General features: G+C 67.8%; 21 protein-coding genes. 5 read left to right on the plus strand and 16 right to left on the minus strand.

Going from position 1 to position 16,308, the window contains the following annotated elements; all coding sequences use genetic code 11:
- Positions 1-62 precede the first annotated feature (62 nt).
- Positions 63-560 (plus strand): SigE family RNA polymerase sigma factor, encoded by a 498-nt coding sequence (locus AB0B64_RS12545; protein ID WP_358176832.1) that lies wholly within the window; start codon positions 63-65, stop codon positions 558-560.
- Positions 557-1,654, plus strand: coding sequence for a CU044_5270 family protein (locus AB0B64_RS12550; RefSeq protein ID WP_358176835.1), 1,098 nt, complete (start codon positions 557-559; stop codon positions 1,652-1,654). Before AB0B64_RS12545 ends, AB0B64_RS12550 begins: the two co-directional genes overlap by 4 nt.
- Positions 1,655-1,782: 128 nt before the next feature.
- Here AB0B64_RS12550 and AB0B64_RS12555 read toward each other — a convergent pair whose 3' ends face one another.
- Genes AB0B64_RS12555 through AB0B64_RS12575 form a run of 5 tightly spaced genes read right to left on the minus strand, consistent with a single transcriptional unit; the run spans position 1,783 to position 5,015 of the window.
- Positions 1,783-2,868 (minus strand): ABC transporter substrate-binding protein, encoded by a 1,086-nt coding sequence (locus AB0B64_RS12555; RefSeq protein WP_357937960.1) that lies wholly within the window; start codon positions 2,866-2,868, stop codon positions 1,783-1,785.
- 8 nt (positions 2,869-2,876) lie between these two features.
- Positions 2,877-3,290, minus strand: a complete 414-nt coding sequence (locus AB0B64_RS12560) for a TIGR03668 family PPOX class F420-dependent oxidoreductase (protein ID WP_358176838.1) — start codon at positions 3,288-3,290, stop codon at positions 2,877-2,879.
- Positions 3,291-3,341: 51 nt separating this feature from the next.
- Positions 3,342-3,791: a VOC family protein gene (locus AB0B64_RS12565; protein ID WP_357937954.1), complete on the minus strand. Its 450-nt coding sequence runs from the start codon at positions 3,789-3,791 to the stop codon at positions 3,342-3,344.
- Between the two features lie 36 nt (positions 3,792-3,827).
- Positions 3,828-4,124, minus strand: a complete 297-nt coding sequence (locus AB0B64_RS12570) for a type II toxin-antitoxin system VapB family antitoxin (RefSeq protein ID WP_357937951.1) — start codon at positions 4,122-4,124, stop codon at positions 3,828-3,830.
- 48 nt (positions 4,125-4,172) lie between these two features.
- Positions 4,173-5,015, minus strand: coding sequence for a neutral zinc metallopeptidase (locus AB0B64_RS12575; protein ID WP_357937948.1), 843 nt, complete (start codon positions 5,013-5,015; stop codon positions 4,173-4,175).
- A 142-nt stretch (positions 5,016-5,157) separates the two neighbouring features.
- On the opposite strand from AB0B64_RS12575, the gene AB0B64_RS12580 reads away from it, so the two are divergent.
- Positions 5,158-5,799 (plus strand): LysE family translocator, encoded by a 642-nt coding sequence (locus AB0B64_RS12580; RefSeq protein WP_357937945.1) that lies wholly within the window; start codon positions 5,158-5,160, stop codon positions 5,797-5,799.
- Positions 5,800-5,880: 81 nt separating this feature from the next.
- Here the strand turns inward: AB0B64_RS12580 and AB0B64_RS12585 are convergent, their stop codons facing one another.
- The 9 genes from AB0B64_RS12585 to AB0B64_RS12625 form a co-directional block, all read right to left on the minus strand.
- The gene (locus AB0B64_RS12585) at positions 5,881-6,639 is read right to left on the minus strand and encodes a MauE/DoxX family redox-associated membrane protein (protein ID WP_358176841.1); all 759 of its coding nucleotides are present in this window, start codon (positions 6,637-6,639) and stop codon (positions 5,881-5,883) included.
- Positions 6,640-6,648: 9 nt separating this feature from the next.
- Positions 6,649-7,248 carry a cell wall protein gene (locus tag AB0B64_RS12590; RefSeq protein ID WP_357937939.1) on the minus strand — a complete coding sequence of 200 codons (600 nt, stop codon included), beginning with the start codon at positions 7,246-7,248 and terminating at the stop codon, positions 6,649-6,651.
- 10 nt (positions 7,249-7,258) lie between these two features.
- Complete coding sequence (locus AB0B64_RS12595; protein WP_357937936.1) at positions 7,259-7,711, minus strand: hypothetical protein; 453 nt, start codon at positions 7,709-7,711, stop codon at positions 7,259-7,261.
- A 268-nt stretch (positions 7,712-7,979) separates the two neighbouring features.
- Positions 7,980-8,942 carry an RNA polymerase sigma factor SigJ gene (sigJ, locus tag AB0B64_RS12600; RefSeq protein ID WP_357937933.1) on the minus strand — a complete coding sequence of 321 codons (963 nt, stop codon included), beginning with the start codon at positions 8,940-8,942 and terminating at the stop codon, positions 7,980-7,982.
- A 92-nt stretch (positions 8,943-9,034) separates the two neighbouring features.
- Positions 9,035-9,940, minus strand: a complete 906-nt coding sequence (locus AB0B64_RS12605) for an SDR family oxidoreductase (protein ID WP_357937931.1) — start codon at positions 9,938-9,940, stop codon at positions 9,035-9,037.
- A complete protein-coding gene (locus AB0B64_RS12610; protein WP_357937928.1) occupies positions 9,916-10,161 on the minus strand; it encodes a DUF6289 family protein in 246 nt (81 codons plus the stop codon). Before AB0B64_RS12610 ends, AB0B64_RS12605 begins: the two co-directional genes overlap by 25 nt.
- Before the next feature lie 235 nt (positions 10,162-10,396).
- Complete coding sequence (locus AB0B64_RS12615) at positions 10,397-10,630, minus strand: DUF6289 family protein (protein ID WP_357937925.1); 234 nt, start codon at positions 10,628-10,630, stop codon at positions 10,397-10,399.
- 411 nt (positions 10,631-11,041) lie between these two features.
- A complete protein-coding gene (locus AB0B64_RS12620) occupies positions 11,042-11,563 on the minus strand; it encodes a hypothetical protein (RefSeq protein ID WP_358176844.1) in 522 nt (173 codons plus the stop codon).
- Between the two features lie 153 nt (positions 11,564-11,716).
- Positions 11,717-12,973: an MFS transporter gene (locus AB0B64_RS12625; RefSeq protein ID WP_357937919.1), complete on the minus strand. Its 1,257-nt coding sequence runs from the start codon at positions 12,971-12,973 to the stop codon at positions 11,717-11,719.
- Positions 12,974-13,105: 132 nt separating this feature from the next.
- Here AB0B64_RS12625 and AB0B64_RS12630 point away from each other — a divergent pair, with 132 nt between their 5' ends.
- Positions 13,106-14,038 carry a LysR family transcriptional regulator gene (locus AB0B64_RS12630; RefSeq protein WP_357937916.1) on the plus strand — a complete coding sequence of 311 codons (933 nt, stop codon included), beginning with the start codon at positions 13,106-13,108 and terminating at the stop codon, positions 14,036-14,038.
- Here AB0B64_RS12630 and AB0B64_RS12635 read toward each other — a convergent pair whose 3' ends face one another.
- A complete protein-coding gene (locus AB0B64_RS12635) occupies positions 14,039-14,860 on the minus strand; it encodes an alpha/beta hydrolase (RefSeq protein WP_358176847.1) in 822 nt (273 codons plus the stop codon).
- 76 nt (positions 14,861-14,936) lie between these two features.
- On the opposite strand from AB0B64_RS12635, the gene AB0B64_RS12640 reads away from it, so the two are divergent.
- Positions 14,937-15,833 (plus strand): helix-turn-helix domain-containing protein, encoded by an 897-nt coding sequence (locus tag AB0B64_RS12640; RefSeq protein WP_357937910.1) that lies wholly within the window; start codon positions 14,937-14,939, stop codon positions 15,831-15,833.
- Here AB0B64_RS12640 and AB0B64_RS12645 read toward each other — a convergent pair.
- Positions 15,808-16,266: an ArsI/CadI family heavy metal resistance metalloenzyme gene (locus AB0B64_RS12645; protein ID WP_357937907.1), complete on the minus strand. Its 459-nt coding sequence runs from the start codon at positions 16,264-16,266 to the stop codon at positions 15,808-15,810. The genes AB0B64_RS12640 and AB0B64_RS12645 overlap by 26 nt on opposite strands.
- Positions 16,267-16,308: the final 42 nt, after the last annotated feature.

A 16,308-nucleotide genomic window follows, 5' to 3' on the forward strand; every position in this document is an offset into this window, starting at 1 on the left:
GGGCGCGGAAACAGTTCCGCCCTTCTGCCAACCTTTTTGCGGCAGCTCCGCGTTGAGGCCATGTGAGTGATCCAACGGAAGACGCCGCGTACGCCACCTTCGCCGAGGCGGCCTGGAACAGGCACATGGCCGTCGCCATCCTGCTCACCGGCGACCGGCACCGGGCCGAGGAACTGCTCCAGGACTGCCTGGTGCGGCTGTACGTGCGGTGGCGACGCGTAGGTCCCACCGACCCGCATGCCTATCTGCGCCGCATGCTGGTCAATGGGAACGTCAGCTGGTGGCGGCGACGTCAACGGGAACTGCCCACTGCCGACCTGCCTGATCACGCTGATCCTCGGTCCGGGCCGTACGAGCCGCACGAGGATTTACGCCGCGCGCTGCTCGCCCTGCCGCGCAGGCAGCGCGCCATCGTCGTCCTCCGGCACTACGAGGACCTGACGGAGAAAGCGGTCGCGGCGACACTCGGCTGCACGGTCGGCACAGTCAAGAGTCAGCACTCCAGAGCGATGGCGCGGCTGCGCACGGCTCTGCGGGATAACCAGGAGGCAGCGCGATGAACGACGACCATGAAGAGTTCGCACAGGCCTTGCGGACTCTCGCTCAGCGTGAACCGGTCACGCCCGCGCCGGTGTCGGCTCTGGTACGCCGGGGACGCCGGGCCAAGCGGACCCGTGCCGTGGTGGGGGCCATCGCCGGAACGGTCATTGCCTCGGCAGCCGTCGTCGTGGTTCTGGGCAGTGGCGGAATTGTCCCGGCCGGCCCGCCACCGATTGCCAGTGCGCCGCTCGCCGGAGACGGTTCACGGTCCTCGCATTCCTCCCGTACGCAATCTCTGGACGCCCGGTCCGTCCTGCTGGCCGCAGCCGAGACCGCCGCCCGCGAGCCGGCCACGTCGGGCCCCTACTGGTACACCCGTCAACGCACCTCCCAGCCGGCCCATTACTACGGGAAGAAACTCAAAAAGCCGCAACGGCAGAAGATCCCCTTCTCGGCGACCGTGGCGAGTACCCAGGACAGCTGGTACGCGAGCGAGAAGGGCGAGCCCAGCCGAACCGTGACGGGTCAGGACCCTAAGGTCGCCTTCGCTTCCCCGGCGGACGAGGCGAAGTGGAAGCAGCTGGGCTCGCCCGCCCTTGCCGGAGAGAAGCCGTCGACCAACGACTACGACATGGAACTCCACTTTCAGATCGGCAACCACAACTTCACGGTCCGGCAACTGCTCAAGCTGCCGACCAGCAAGGACAGGCTGGAGAGCCAGTTGCGGCGGCTGTTCGACGAGGAGCGCGCAAGCGACTGGTGGCCCGCCAAACCGGAGTTCACCGAATACGTGTGGTCGGCGGCGCAGGACCTGCTGGCCGGTCCGATCAGCCCCGGGACCCGCTCCGCCCTCTACCGGCTGCTTGCCGAACAGCCTGCGATCAAGTCGCTGGGAGAGGTCACCGATTCGCTGGGGCGCACCGGGGTCGCCCTGGCGCGGGCCGCAGCAGGGAATGGGGACTCTGCGGGCGAGGCTCGACTGATCGTGGACGACGAGACAGCGGAGTTGCTCTCCTACGAGTTCCGCGAACAAGGGCAATCGTCGCCGACACTGCAGGTCAGCTATGAGGACATGGGCTGGGCCGAGGCCTTAGGTGAGCGCCCGCAAAGCTGACTTCCGGCTGAGGCCAGGCCGAGCGAGGACTTTGCCACGGCGGACCTTGGGGTGGCGGGAGCTTGTCGTCACGATGGCGGGGCCTTGATGTCACAACGGCGGGGTGGCCGGGCCGCGGGGGCTTGATGTCACAACGGCGGGGTGGCCGGGCCGCGGGGCCTTGATGTCACAATGGCGGGGCCTTCGGCGCCCCATCTGGTGAGTGCCGTCTGGTGCCCGATCTGGGCACCCGTGCGGGGATCCACCTTGAAGGCGCCGAACATGGTGGTTGTCTCCAGCGCTACGGCCGTATCCCACAGCGCCTCACGTGTGGCGCCGGCCGCCTGCCCGGCGCAGTGTGTCGCGATCGCGGCAGCGGCCGCGGCCTGGGCTGCTGGATAGTCGGGGAGTGACCCGGAGCGTTTCCGGTAGGCGCTCAGGAAGTCGTCCTCGCTCATGGACAACTCGACATGACCGCCGCTCCCCGGGAACCACTGCCCGACACCGTAGATGCCCAAGGGCCCCTCGACGGCCTGGCCGAACTCGCGAACGCCCGCGGCCACGGCGCAGACGTTCTGCGGAGGCGTCGGCAGTGATCTGGCCGAGATGACCGTTTCCACGTCTTCCTCGAACGAGCCGGCGCAGAAGAGATCCCAGCCCTCCTCGAATGAGCCCGAGCGGAAGATGTCCCAGTTCTCTTCGAGCGAGCCGGTGTAGCCCTCCGGTGTGCTCGGGCGGCGGTGGATGGTGTCTATCCCGAGGGCGCGCGCCAGGCGCTCAGCGCCATCGGCGACCTGACGGCCGAAACGGCCCTTGCCGGTGACGATCAGGAGCGGGCGGGGATCCTCGCGGGCGGCGAGGTGCCGGACGAAGGGCTCCGCGTAGCGGCTGGCTGGCGTCGGCACGGACACGACGTGGCCGGGGTGGGCGGTCTCCACGTCGTCGCCTGATCCGCCGTGGTTCCAGATCAGGCGATCCAGGGTCGCGGCGACGGTTCCCGCTCTTCGCATGAGGATGGTCGAGTAGGGGCCGAGCAGGAGGTCGCACTCCGCCGACAACCTGGGGAGGAGGGCGGCCAGCCGTTCGGGATCGCTGCCGTCGTCCTCGATGAGCAGGTCTGCCGCGCCGGTTGTGGACCGCCAGATGTCCAGGGCGAGTCCGGCCTGCCTGCCGAATCTCGCGTACTTGCCCGACAGGGACAGGCAGGCGCCGAGCCGAAGGCGGCTGTCGGACATCGTCCCTCCTACTCGTCGTAGGCCCAGCCGCTCCACCGCTCGACGGTGATCGCGATCACCGGGCCGGCGGGGCGTCGCTCCACGTATTGGTCGTAGCGTGCGGCCAGCCGGTCGAGCCACTGGCCGCGTGTGGTGTCGTCGTCGACGAGCGCGGCCGTGCCGTCGGCTCGGGCCCACCACAGGCGCCGCCAGTCGTCGGCGTAGTGGTCGACCAGGACGCACACCCGGTTGTCGCTCGCGATGTTCCGAAGCCTGCGGAGGTCTGTCGTCCGCTTCGGTTTGTCGTCCACGGCGAAGGCGATCACGTCGCCCGCCACCGCGAAGACGATGGGCACCAGGTGCGGCGCCCCTTGCTCGTCCACGGTGGCCAGCCTGGCGCTGCGTGCTGCCAGGAACTTCGCTCGCGCCACGGCCTCGTCCATCGCACCAACTCTCAGCCGGCCTCTGAGCCGGACGGCCTCTTAGGCGACCTCTCAGACCACGTCGAACTCGTTGCCCTCCGGGTCCGTCATCGCCACCGCGTAGTGGTCCATCCCGGGCTCGGCGAGCACGCGTACGACGGAGGCGCCCGCCCGGACCAGCCGCGTCACCTCGGCGTCGACGCGCTCTCTGCGGATCGCCAGCGGGACCTCCTCCCGCTTGCCGCCCACCTTGATGTCGAGGTGGAAGCGGTTTTTAACCACCTTGCCCTCAGGCACCTGCTGGAACCAGATCCGCGGGCCTCCGCCCTCCGGATCGACGATGCTGTCGGAGCAGTCTCCGTCGCCGAGCTCCTCATCCGGCACGCCGATGCTCTGCCAGTAGTCTCGCCAGGTGTCGAAGTGGCCCGGCGGCTCCTCCAGCTCATAACGCAAGCCGTCGGCCCAGAAGCGCGCCAGCCGTCCGGGGTCGGCGCAGTCGATCACCAGCTGAAAAGAGACCATGGAGGCATCCTGCCGAAGGGGTCCGACAAATCTTTGTCAGCGGGGCATCTCCAGGACTCGGGCGTGCAGGATCGAGCGCTGGTGCAGGGCCGCCCGGAGCGCCCGGTGCAACCCGTCCTCCAGGTAGAGCTCGCCCTCCCACTGCACCACGTGCGGGAAGAGGTCGCCGTAGAACGTGGAGTCGGCGGCGAGCAGGGAGTGCAGGTCCAGCATGGCCTTCGTGGTGATCAACGAGTCGAGCCGGACCTGCCGTGGGGGGATCTGCGCCCACTCTCTGGGCGTCAGACCATGGTCGGGATAAGGACGTCCGTCACCGACAAGCTTAAAGATCACCCCAACGATTTTAGGAGAGAATCCGATTACTCGTGTTCTACGCCGCCGTTATACAAGATCGGCCTGTGCGCATTTGGCCGGATCGCCGATCTTGTAACCGCGATTCAGGGCGTTGACGCGTTGCTCGGAGCTGCCGTGCGTGAACGACTCTGGGTCGATCCTGCCCTGCGTACGCTGCTGGATCCGGTCATCGCCGACGGCCGCCGCCGCGTCGAGCGCCTCGGCCATCTCCGCGGTGGTGAACGGCTTTTCGTAGAAGCCGGTCTCGACGGCGTGCTTGGCCCACACACCCGCGTAGCAGTCGGCCTGCAACTCCGTCGCCACCGAGTTGCCCTGGGAGAGCTCGCCTAGGAGGTCCTGGGCGTGGTGTCCGTACTCGTGGGCAATTACATACGCCTGTGCGAATGGGCCGCCTTTTGCGCCAAATTGGCTTTGCAACTGGTCGAAGAAGCTCAGGTCCAGGTAGACGCGCTGGTCGCCGGGGCAGTAGAAGGGGCCGACCGCCGAACTGGCCGCGCCGCAGGCGGTGCGCAGGCTGCCGGAGTACAGGACGGTCTTCGCCGGGCGATAGTCGGAAATCTGGGTCTTCCAGTAGTCCTGGATGCTGTTGACCACGCCGACAACCCGGCATTTCTCCGACTGATCGGCGTCCTTGCCAGTACGGCACTGCTGCGACAGGTTCGAGGACGGCTGCCGCTGTTGTGCCGGCTGGTCGGTTCCGCCGCTCAGGTTGTTCAGGACGAAGACTATGACGAGCACGATCAGGCTGACGATTCCGCCGCCGCCGATGACCATGCCGCCGGGGAACCCGCCACCGCCCCCGCCCCCTCCACTACCGCCGACGTCCTCCACCTGTGAGGAATCGAGGTTGGCGTCGTCCCTGAAGTCCATCGCTGAGGTCCCTTCTCGGGTGCTGCTCGGATGACAGCTTCCCGAAAGGGGCGTATAGATGCCAACGGTGAACCTCTCATACCCGCGCGCTTACGCAGAGTATTCACCGGTGGCCGGGCGCAATGTCCGCTAATCTGCCCATATGACTGGTGGTCTGCTGGGAATCGCGTTGGTGTCGCTGGGCATGGTTCTCACCCCCGGGCCGAACATGATCTATCTGGTGTCGCGCTCCATCACCCAGGGCCGCCGGGCCGGGTTGATCTCCCTCATCGGGGTGGCGCTCGGGTTCACCGTCTATCTGACGGCCACCTGCCTGGGCCTGACGGCGATCTTCGCGTACGTACCCGCCGCCTACACCGCCCTCAAGCTCGCCGGCGCCGCCTACCTGCTCTGGCTGGCCTGGAACGCCGTCAAGCCCGGCGGCACCTCCGCCTTCGAGCCGCGCGAGCTGGCGATCGAGCCGCCGCGCAAGCTCTTCGCCATGGGCCTGCTCACCTGCCTGCTGAACCCGAAGATCGCGATCCTGTACCTCTCGCTGCTGCCGCAGTTCATCGATCCGGCCATGGGGCACGTGCTGCTGCAGAGCCTCGCGCTCGGCTCGGTCCAGATCCTCATCGGCACATTGGTCAACGCGCTGATCGCGGTGTCGGCGGGCACGCTGGCGGCCTTCCTGGCCGGCCGCCCGCTCTGGCTGCGGATCCAGCGGTACCTCATGGGCACCGTGCTCGCCGGCATCGCCGTCCACCTCATCGCCGATCGTTCCAAGGCCCTCGCACCGGCATAGGCGCGCAGCGCTTCAGGCGATATTTCGGGAACCGCGTGGCCTCCTGGTGGCATCGTCGATCAGCCCGGTCAGACGCCCTGATCAGGTGAGCGCGACGCGGACGGCCGAGGGGTCGGCTCCGGCAAGAGGGATGGAGAAGACGGCCGTCCGCTCGCGCGCCCCGTACACCACGAACCGCAGGCCGTCCTCGTCCCATACGTCCTGGACGTCCGAGGTGAGCTGCGCGGACGCCGAACAGTACGCGGGGCTGAGGTAGAGCAGGTGCAGCGAGACCTCCAGCGGGATCTCACCCGGTGAGCGTACGGCCAGTGGCCGGCGGAGCCGTACGAGGAGCTGGCGCAGTGGGCTCAGCCAGAAATGGTCCAGCTCCGCCGAGAGGCCCAGCAGGGCGACGACCTCCACCAGGCCCAGCGCGACGAGCGGGGGATCCAGCGGGTACGGCCCTGCCCAGATCGCCGCGACGCCCGCGACACACAGCAGCCCCGCACGGGCGAAGGCGCGCACGTCCACGGGATGGGAGTGCGCGCCCAGGCAGCCGCACGACGACGTGGGCGCGGCCGCGTACGCATAGGCGAGGTAGGCGAGGAACCCCGCCGAGAGCACGGCGGCGGCCGCGCCCTCCTCAGGGGTGGCGGGCGGCAGCAGCAGCGCGGCCGCCACCGCGAGCTCCACCACCCCGACGAGGCGGAGCGTGGGGACCGCGCGCGCCGAGCCGACCAGCCGGGCCAGTGCGGTCCGTCCGGCTTCCGCCCGCATTCGACGGCTGAACAGTTTCAGCAGGGCCGCCCAGACGAGGAAGAGGGCGATCACGTACGGCTGAAGCGCGGCGATCCCTTGCATGTGTCGCTCCTAGTGGGGGGAGAAGACGGTGGCGATGTCGACCTCGTTGGTGTCCGGTCGCCACGCGCCGAGGATCTGCACGTGCTGGCTCACCCGCAGCATCGACAGGTCCGCGGACGGCGGTGACTCGGAGTGGACGGCGACCGACTTGCCCGACACGACGTGGCAGAGGACCTCTTGGCCGTTGTGGTCGAGGTGGATCTTGTCGCTGGTGATGTTCTTGATGTGGCCCTTGATGTTGACGATGTTGAGCCACACCGATTCGGCGGCGAGCACTCCGTCGGGCATCCGCACACCTCGGGCGTACAGGCCGTCACCCGGCTTGGCCTGGTCGAAGGGGACGGGCCCCAGCTTCCAGAGGCTCGTGCCGTCCACGACCCGGATGTTGTGGAAGACCATGTTCGAGCCCAGGACGAGGAGCGTGTTGTCCTTGATGGAGCGGATCCGGCCCTCGGCGAAGTTGGGGTCCACGGAGCCGGGCTCCACTTCGGGCGCCCTGGCCGTGGCGAACGCCGCCTCGGGGCCGAGCGAGCCCAGCGCGGTCGCGGCGACCACGCTGGCCCCGCCCCCGAGCAGGGCGGACTTGAGCATTTGCCGTCTACTGGTCATCGTCAGCTCCCTAGGGGGTCGAGATCTCGCAGGGCCTCAGGCCGGCGGAGAGGCTGGCGATCTTGCTGTAGGCGGCCGGGGTGAGGTCGATCAGGCGGTTGCTGGCGCAGGTCGCGCCGCAGCAGCTCTTCTCACCGCAGAACAGGTCCGTCTGGGGGCCGCAGTCGGCGATGGCGGTGACGACGCTGGTACCGCTGCACAGCGCCGTGATCTTGTGCTGGAACCCGCAGGTCCGCCGGGAGAGGCTGACGCCGCAGGTGTCGGGGTGGGTGATGGCCAAGCAGGCGTCGGAGGTGTTGGGCCAGGCGTGCTGGAGGCTGCCCGAGTTGCAGGTGCCGCAGGCTCCCTTGCCGGTGGTGCTGCACGGTCCCCAGGCTGTGCCGCAGCAGAACCAGGAGACCTCTCCTTGGACGGAGGCGTATAAGTCGATGGGTGGGGGGTCAGTGGGCTGGCGGCGCACCATGCGCGTCCTCCTTGGGGTGGGCTCTGCAGGGGTCCCCCGATGAGGTGGTGAAACTTTCCGACTTGATCCATCAAAACATGTAAGAATTTTTCGTCAATGCCCAATTTGTCCAGACGCGCCCAGCCCGCCTCGTTCCACCGCGCTTGCGACTCGCCCGGACCTACGGCGCTTGTCGGGATCTACGGCGCTTGTCGGGATCTACGGCGCTTGCCGGGATCTACGGCGCTTGCCGGGATCTACGGCGCTCGCCACTCGCTTGGACACGAGATCAGTTCTTCTCCGGCAGTCGCGCCACATCAGATACCGGTCCGAGATGGCCGAGCTTGTCGGGATTGGCCACCGAGTGGATCGCCTGGACCACACCGTCGGCGATGTCGAGTTCGACCACGCTGGCCACGCGCCCTTCGGCGTCGTACATCACCGCGCCCGGCCGGTCGTTGACCCAGGCCGGCCGGAAGGAGACGCCGAGCATCCGGATCCGGCGGAACCCGCCGACGAGCAGCTGCGCGACGCGCCGGGGCTCGGCCGCCGGCTTCGCGATCGCCTGGGCCTTGCCGCCGCCGTCCCCGATGAGCACGACGTCGGGCGCGAGCATGCTGAGCAGCGCGTCCATGTCGCCGCCGGCGGCGGCCTCGAAGAACCTGCGGGCGAGCTTCTCGCCTTCCGCCCGCCGCGCCGGAGGCGGCACGCTGCCGCGCGACGCCGGGGACGGCATGCTGTCGCGCCCCCGCCTCCCGGCGGCGATGCGCTGCCGGGCGCGCGTGAAGATCTGCCGGCAGTTCACCTCGGTCTTGCCGGTCATCTTGGCCACGTCCGGGTAGCCGTACCCGAACACCTCGCGCAGCATGAACACCGCCCGCTCCACCGGCGAAAGGGACTCCAACAGCACGAGGAACGCCATCGACAGCGAGTCGGCCAGCTCGACGTGCTCGACCGGCCCCGGCCCATCGGCGGTCACGACGACCGGCTCAGGCAGCCAGTCCCCGACGTACGTCTCCCGCCGCACCCGCGCCGACCGCAGGTAGTCGATGCCCAGCCGCGTCACCGTCGTCGTCAGGTACGCCTTCAGGTCGGCGATCGTGGTTCCGGCCTGGCGCGCCCGGGTCAGGCCGAGGAACGCGTCCTGCACGATGTCCTCGGCGTCGCCCACCGACCCGGTCATCCCGTAGGCGATGGAGAACAGGAGCGGCCGGTACGCGACCGCGCCCGTCTCATCCGCTGATCCAGGCACTCGGCTCATTTCCTTGGCCTTCTCCTACGTGGACACCTCCGCACGACGTCCAGCAGGTTACCCGGGGGCCTTCGATCATGGTTGCGCGGCGGTCACCAGGCGATGGGGCCGAGGCGATCGATGAAGATCCCGGTCGGCCCGTCGGCGTCGATCGTCGCGAGCCTCACGATCGAGTCGGTGCCCTCGGTGACCGTCAGCTGCCCGGTGTGATGGTTCATGTCGGTGGCCGCGAATTTGTGATTGACGACTTCTCCGGGAGTGGCGATGTTGAACTTGATCTCCGGGAGCGCCTGGGCGTACCGGACGGTGATCATGTTCAGCGCCGCTTTCGACGAGCTGTAGGCGAGCTCGTGCATTTTCGAGGCGGGCTGCTCCGGATCGGTCACGACCGCGAAGGAACCAACGGCGCTGGACACCATCACCACCCGCGGATGATCGGCCGCCCGCAGCAAGGGCAGGAAGGCCTGCGTGACCCTGATCGGTCCGTACACGTTGGTGTCGTAGACGGAGTGAATCTCGTCGACTGTCGCGTCGGCCGGCGCGATGGCCTTTCCTGGCGCGCCGGCGTTGTTGATCAGCACATCCAGCCGATCGGTGTGCTCCCGGACGAGCCGTACGGCGGCGGTGACCGATTCGTCCGAGGTCACGTCCAGGGGGACCATGACGACGTTCGCGCCACCGTCGGTGAGCTTGTCGGCGGCTGCCTGTCCGCGGCCTTCATCACGCGAGCCGAGAAAGATCGTCCAACCCTGCTCGCCGAGCCGCCGGGCCGCCTCGAGGCCGAGTCCCTTGTTGGCGCCAGTGATCAATACCGAGGTCTGTTCCGAGTTTGTCATGGCCTCTATGACGGAATGCCCTGCTCGGCTGTGACGCGTTGTGAGCGAGCTCACAACGCGGACTGGTGCCGGTGTCTCTTCGCCGGGACGGAAATCCGGCGGGGCCGCCGGTGCGCGACCCCGCCGGAGGTCTTCGCTCAGTTGCAGGGGCTCGAGGTCCATTCGCTGTAGCGGCTGATGGTGCCCCAGGTCGAGACCTCACCGTCGCAGAATTCCGTCTTGGCTCCGACCACGTTGTTGTGCGCGGAGTCGGAGTAGTACGCCGTGTTGCACTCATAGCCGGCCGGGCAGCGGAAACCCAGCGTGCCGGCTTGTGCGGTGGTCGGTATGACAGCGAGGGCGGCGGCGGCCAAGGTCGCAATGCCGAGTACGCGACGGATCATGAATCGTCCTTCCTGATTGCGGGAAAGCGGATGGGACCCGGCGGAGTCGCCGGGAAACGGTTCATAGGTCCGCGACGCCCTGGCCTGCACGGGGCCGGTCGGGAGGGCGACGAGGGCGGTGGTGGCCAGGCTAAGGCGATGAGGCGCGACAGATCATGAATGGTTCTTCGTCAGCACGAAGGCGGAGTCTCGGCGGGATCGCTGGAAACGAACTGCCCGGCGTTTCACGTTCCGCTCAGCAGGGGCCTCGATAGTAGTCCGAGTAGTTGCTGCGCACACCCCAGACGTACACGGTGCCGTCGCAGAGTTCCTCTCTCAGTCCGATCTCGGTGGTGTGGGCGGCGTCGGAGTAGTAGGTGGTGATGCAGAGGTAGTTTTCCGGGCAGGCTGAGGCCTGCGCGGGGCCGGTGGGGAGGGCGATGAGGGCAGTGGTGGCCAGGGCTGCTGCGACCAGTGCGCGACGGATCATGAATCGTCCTTCCTGAGCACGAAACGGTGTGGGACTCACCCCCCTGGGCGGCGACACAACCCATGATCGAAATGATCCGTCCCGTCCGAAGGAAACGCAACACTTACAGACATGGATGACGATCTGTAGAACGACAGGTGCATTCGCGTCCCGCGCCATGACGTGTTGCTGTTATCGGACGCATGGATGATGCGTATCGACGCGCTCACCTGGTGTCATGTCCGCTGTTCATGCCGCCGCGTCTGCGCTGGCCCGATAATTCGGACACTGGTTTTTTGATTTACGGATGGAGTAAGGTCGCCGGCTGTGGTCTGGCCTGCTCTGCGAGGCTGGAGAGCAGGCTGACGTGAAGGGGCGGATGCGCCAGGCGTTCGAGTCGGCCGAACCGGCGTCGATCAGCGAGGCGCCGGACTATTTCGAACCGCAGATGCTCTTAACGAATTCCTGGTACCACTGATCCTCCTCGCCCGCGAGGGAGGGATCGGGATAAATGGTTTCCTCGCCCTTCGGTCGGAGTACGCGGAGTGGTATCGGCCACGTCCCACGGGGGACGATCTTGCAGTTTGTCACGCGGTATTTGAGTTGGAGAGCAATGCTCTCGCCAGGGAGAATCACATACGGCCCTCGTCGTTGGGGGTTGAGCAGCTGCATTCCTGGCCCGCTGCGCCCAATCCCGACGATGGTCACGGACTCCTTGCCGGCGTTGCCGAACTGTATGGAGATTTCGAAGCCGCCTTTGCCACTGCCTCCGCCCATCCCGCCCGTCAGCGAGATGTGAGGTTCTTTGACCGCGACGGGGACCCGGACGGCCGTGGTCTTCGCGGGGGGAGATGTCGCTTCAGACGTGTCTGCGTCCACCGCTGATCCGTTGAGAAAAAGGGCCACGGATAAGAGCGCGACGGCGCCGGCAGAAGAACGGGGTGGGATGATCACCCGACATATCCTTCACCACTCCAGCCCGATCGTAAAGTGGTAATTGGATCATAGCGTAGGGGATTACCGCCCTCTTCCGTCGCTTCTCAAGATGGAAGGGAAGCGCGTCCGATGATGTTTCTCGCTCTCATCTACATTTTTCCTGGTGGTGTATTACGCCGACAGCTTCGTGGGCGCCGGGAGACCGGCGCCTGCTTCGCCGTGACTTGGGCTCGGGCGACGGGGCAGCAACAGCGGGCTGGCGAGGATCAGCACTCCCGCGATCGTGATGGCCGTGCGTGGGCTGGTGGCGTCGGCGAGCAGGCCGCCGAGCGCGCTCAAGATGGCGATGGCGGCGCTGCTGCTGATCGACCAGGCCGACAGGGTGCGGGCGGTGCGGTCTGAGGGAGTGTGTTCGAGTCGGTAGGTGGCGAGTACCGGGTTGTACAGGCTCATGCTGATGATGATCGCGAACTCGACAGCCATCACGATCGCGAGGCCGGCGACACCGGGACGGACGAAGGCGAGGCCGATCAGCCAGACCGCGCGCAGCGTGCCGACCGTACGGAGGATCCGGGGTTGGCCGTACCGCGCCACGACGCGGCGGGCGAGGCGTGAGCCGATGAGTCCGCCGACGCAGGGGACAGCGAAGGCGAGGCCGTACTCCCAGGGGGAGAACCCGAGCTCGCGGAGCAGGAGCACGCCCAGTAGCGGCTCGGTGGCCATGATCAGTCCGCTGACGAGCAGGTTGTTGAGATAGAGCGCCCGCAGGCCGGGATGGGTCAGGATGTGCCGAAAGCCGTCGAGCAGCTCGCCGGCCCGGGCCCGGCTCTTGTCGGTGCGTCGCGGGGGTTCTTCGCGGCCGCGAATGGCGCTGATCCCCAACGCGGACAACAGGTAGCTGAGCGCATCGGCCACCACAGTGGTCACCGGCCCGAACAGGCCGATCGCCGCCCCGCCCAGCGGCGGCCCGACCGCGATCGAACTCCACGTCGTCGACTCGAACCGCGCGTTGGCCACGAGCAGATCATCCGGCCGTACGAGGGTCCTGAGGTGGGCGCCGCTGGCCGCGTTGAAGGCGATCTTGGCCGCGGCTGTCACCGTCGAGACAACCAGTAGCTGTACGAAACTGAGCTGGTTGAAAGCGTAGGCGAGCGGGATCGTCATCATGGCCGCGAACCGAGCCAGGTCCATCGCGATCATGATCGGCCGCTTGCGCCGAAACTCCACCCACGGCCCGAGCGGCAACGCGATCAGCGCGCCCACCGCCGGCCCCACGGCGGACAGCGCGGACACCTGGGCGGGGCCGGCATGCAACACCAGCACGGCTATCAGGGGCAATGCCCCGAATCCCAAGCCGGAGCCGTAGGCGCTGACCGCGTACGCCGCCCACAGCCAGCCGAACCGCCGGCCCAAGGATCGTCTAGCCACGAAGCTCCACATCTCCCCGCTCCGAACAACTTGCCGCTGACCGCTCCGATCCAAGCAAGGCCGAGAAGGCGGATCAAACAACGCGGTTGGCGGCAAGCCACAACCATTAGTTGTGGGAGTAGCGTGTGGTGTGTGGATCTCAACGCCGTACGCACATTCGTCGCCGTCGCGGACGCAGGCCAGTTCCAGGAAGCCGCCGCCGAGCTGTCGATCACCCAGCAGGCCGTCTCCAAGCGCGTCGCCACGCTGGAGAAAGACCTCGGTGTGCGCCTGTTCACCCGTACGGCGCGCGGAGCCCAGCTCACTATCGACGGCCAGGCGTTCCTGCCCCACGCCCGTGAACTCCTCCGGGTGGAAGAGCGGGCGGACGCGTCCGTACGTCCTGGTCGGCGTGCGCTACGTGTCGACGTCGTCAACCGGCGGGTCGCGGCTGGGGTGCTGCTGCAGGACTTCTACCGTACGCATCCCGAGATCGAGCTTGATGTCGTGACCCTGAAGGGCGACGTCGAGGCCGCGATCGCCGCTGTCGAGGCCGGGACGATCGACGCCACGTTCCACGCCGTCACGGTTTCCGCGCGGCATCTGCCAGACCCGATCAGGACTGCCCGAGTGATCGACGAGCCGCACCAACTACTCGTCGGACCCCGCCATGCGCTCGCCAAAGCTCACGCAGTCACGCCCGCGCAACTTGCCGGGCACCGAATCTGGATGCCCGGCATGGCCCCAGAAACCGAATGGGCCGGCTACTACGACGAACTCGCCGCCGCGTTCGGTCTCACGATCGACATGGTCGGGCCCAGCTTCGGAATCGAGGCGCTGCTGGCCGAGATCGCGGACTCCTCCGAACTGGCGACCCTTGTCGGCGAAGGCTCGCGGTATCTGTGGCCGGACAGCTACGACCTGCGGCGCATACCGGTACGTGACCCGGCGCCGCTCTACCCGATGTCACTGATCTGGCGCGACGACAATCCGCATCCCGCGCTCGTCGAACTCCGCGACTATCTCGACTCCAGGCGAGAGGACGTATCCGACACCGAGGTCTGGTTGCCCACATGGGGACAATGATCAGCTCGCTCGCGCGGTGAACGCCAGGAGGGGTGCGGCGGTCCGCGGCGGATCCTCGAGCATGGGTGAGTGTCCGAGGCCGGGCAGCAACTCGACCGTCGCGCCCGGAACGACGCGGTAGTCTGCGGCGGATGAGGATCGCCATCTCCGGTCGTCCGCGCCGAAGATCACCAGCAGCGGCTTGCCGAGGGACGTCAGCCGCTCCGGGAGCGCCCGCTGCTCCAGATACTCGCGGATGCCCTGCATAGTCGCGGTGAGCGTGTGGTACGTCATCGCGCGTACCTCGTTCAGGAGCTCTTGGGGGATCTGGTAGCCCGCGCGGCTGAAACCGGTGCTCGCGAACTGGCGGAGCTGCTTGTCGGTCGGCGGCCACTGCGAGGGCGTGATCGTGGCGGACTCCGAGGCGATGAAGGCGGCCAGGCTGGGCCCGGTGTTGATGAGCGCGAGCGCGGTCACCAGGTCGGGCCGCTGTTCGGCGAGGGCGGTGGCGACCGCGCCGCCGCTGGAATGGCCGACGACGATGGCGTGCTCGACGCCGAGCCGGTCCAGTGCCGCGCCCACCCGGCGTCCCTGCTCCGGGGTCGCGTAGCTGCGGTCGGCCGGTTTGGCTGACCGGCCGTGGCCCAGCAGGTCGATCCGGATGACGCGATGGGACGTGGTCAGCAGCGGAACCAGCGTGTCCCATGAGCGGGTCGAGGACGCGGACCCGTGGATGAGCAGGATCACGGGGGCGTCGTCGGGGCCGTCCTGGCACACGTAGATGTCGTCGTCGTCCAGAGACAGGGTCTCGGCGTGGCCTTTCACGCCGTCAGAAATGGTCATGAGGCCACTGTCGCCGCTGGTACGCGCTGGCGGATTGGACGAATGTTCCTCTCCTTGGCGTGCGTAGCATGGGACGGTGCGGACATTCGTCCACGGTGCGGCTGTGTGGGAGGTCGCATCCCCGCAGCGGCCCAGCCGGGTGGCCGGTGTCACCATGGCCGGGTTCCGGGTCGGTGATCTGGACGCGCTGCGGATGGTCCCGCACCCGGCCGTGACGCTGCTGCTGGACTTCGGCGCCGGTTCGCCCATCCTGAACGACGCCGCCGGGCGTCAGCAGCTGGGAAGCGTCGTCGCCGGGCCCGGGATCGGGTCCGGGGGCGCGGTGTGGGCGCGGGGGGAGAACGTCGAGTGCGTACAGGTGCGCCTGTCCCCGGTGATCGCCCGCGCGATTCTGGGCGCTTCCCCCGCCGAGCTCGACGGCGCCGTGGTGGCCCTCGACGACCTGTGGGGCCGGGAGGCGTCACGGATCCGTGAGCGACTGGGCGAAGTCTCGTCGTGGGAAGATCGCTTCGCGCTGACGGACGCGTTGCTCGCCCACCGGTACGAGGCGGGGTCGCCGCCGGTGGACCCGGAGGTGGCCTGGGCCTGGGACCGGATCGTCGGCGGCCACGGCCTGGTCCGGGTCGACGGACTGGCGGCCGAGGTCGGATGGAGCCGTAAGCGCCTTTGGTCCCGGTTCCGGTCGCAGCTCGGCCTGCCGCCCAAGCGCGCCGTGAAGCTGGTCCGGTTCGACCATGCCGCCCACCGCCTGGTCGCGGGTGAAGGTGCGGCCCGAGTCGCGGCCGACGCCGGCTACACGGACCAGTCCCACCTGCATCGGGATGTTGTGGCGTTCACGGGAGTAACCCCCGCGACCGTGGCGGACGAGCCGTTTCTGGCGGTTGACGACATCGCCTGGCCCAGCCACTCACTCGCCAACCCACAGACCACAGCGAGATCGATCGCGCTCAGCAGCAGTTCTCCGAGGCGGTGACCGGTTCGTCGCCCGATGCGGCGGCTGGGGTACAGCAGGCTGAGTCGGTCTCCTTGGCCAGGGTGTCGGCGTCGCCCTTGACCACGTACACCTCCCATGGCTCGGCTCCCGGGCCGTGCACCCACACCTTGTCCTGGAGGGCGTAGCAGCAGGAAGTGTCGTTCTCCTCGAAGGTGGCCAGGCCGGCGTCCTTGAGCCGCCGGGTGGCGGCGTCGACCTGGGCGGTGTCCTCGACCTCGACGCCGAGGTGGTCCATGCGGGTCGCCTCTCCCTCCTCGCCTTCGATCAGCACCAGCTTGAGCGGCGGCTCGGCGATGGCGAAGTTGGCGTAGCCGGGACGGAGCTTGGCCGGTTCGGTGCCGAACAGCTTGGAGTAGAAGGTGATCGAGCTCTCCAGGTCGGCGACGCGGAGGGCGAGCTGGACGCGAGACATGACGATCTCCGATCGTTGTTTCGACGGATGTCTAAGCAGCCT

It is taken from the genome of Nonomuraea sp. NPDC049129 (assembly GCF_040648495.1).
Lineage (GTDB): Bacteria > Actinomycetota > Actinomycetes > Streptosporangiales > Streptosporangiaceae > Nonomuraea.

Bases quoted from the DNA above. Each gene is read 5' to 3' on its own strand.
- AB0B64_RS12560 (WP_358176838.1), bottom strand. From the start codon at position 3,290: ATGGACGAGGCCGTGGCGCGAGCGAAGTTCCTGGCAGCACGCAGCGCC.
- AB0B64_RS12585 (WP_358176841.1), bottom strand. From the start codon at position 6,639: ATGCAAGGGATCGCCGCGCTTCAGCCGTACGTGATCGCCCTCTTCCTC.
- AB0B64_RS12550 (WP_358176835.1), top strand. From the start codon at position 557: ATGAACGACGACCATGAAGAGTTCGCACAGGCCTTGCGGACTCTCGCT.
- AB0B64_RS12610 (WP_357937928.1), bottom strand. From the start codon at position 10,161: ATGATCCGTCGCGTACTCGGCATTGCGACCTTGGCCGCCGCCGCCCTC.
- AB0B64_RS12635 (WP_358176847.1), bottom strand. From the start codon at position 14,860: ATGACCATTTCTGACGGCGTGAAAGGCCACGCCGAGACCCTGTCTCTG.
- AB0B64_RS12565 (WP_357937954.1), bottom strand. From the start codon at position 3,791: ATGGTCTCTTTTCAGCTGGTGATCGACTGCGCCGACCCCGGACGGCTG.
- AB0B64_RS12645 (WP_357937907.1), bottom strand. From the start codon at position 16,266: ATGTCTCGCGTCCAGCTCGCCCTCCGCGTCGCCGACCTGGAGAGCTCG.
- AB0B64_RS12590 (WP_357937939.1), bottom strand. From the start codon at position 7,248: ATGACCAGTAGACGGCAAATGCTCAAGTCCGCCCTGCTCGGGGGCGGG.
- AB0B64_RS12615 (WP_357937925.1), bottom strand. From the start codon at position 10,630: ATGATCCGTCGCGCACTGGTCGCAGCAGCCCTGGCCACCACTGCCCTC.
- AB0B64_RS12580 (WP_357937945.1), top strand. From the start codon at position 5,158: ATGACTGGTGGTCTGCTGGGAATCGCGTTGGTGTCGCTGGGCATGGTT.
- AB0B64_RS12555 (WP_357937960.1), bottom strand. From the start codon at position 2,868: ATGTCCGACAGCCGCCTTCGGCTCGGCGCCTGCCTGTCCCTGTCGGGC.
- AB0B64_RS12575 (WP_357937948.1), bottom strand. From the start codon at position 5,015: ATGGACTTCAGGGACGACGCCAACCTCGATTCCTCACAGGTGGAGGAC.
- AB0B64_RS12595 (WP_357937936.1), bottom strand. From the start codon at position 7,711: ATGGTGCGCCGCCAGCCCACTGACCCCCCACCCATCGACTTATACGCC.
- AB0B64_RS12605 (WP_357937931.1), bottom strand. From the start codon at position 9,940: ATGGACCTCGAGCCCCTGCAACTGAGCGAAGACCTCCGGCGGGGTCGC.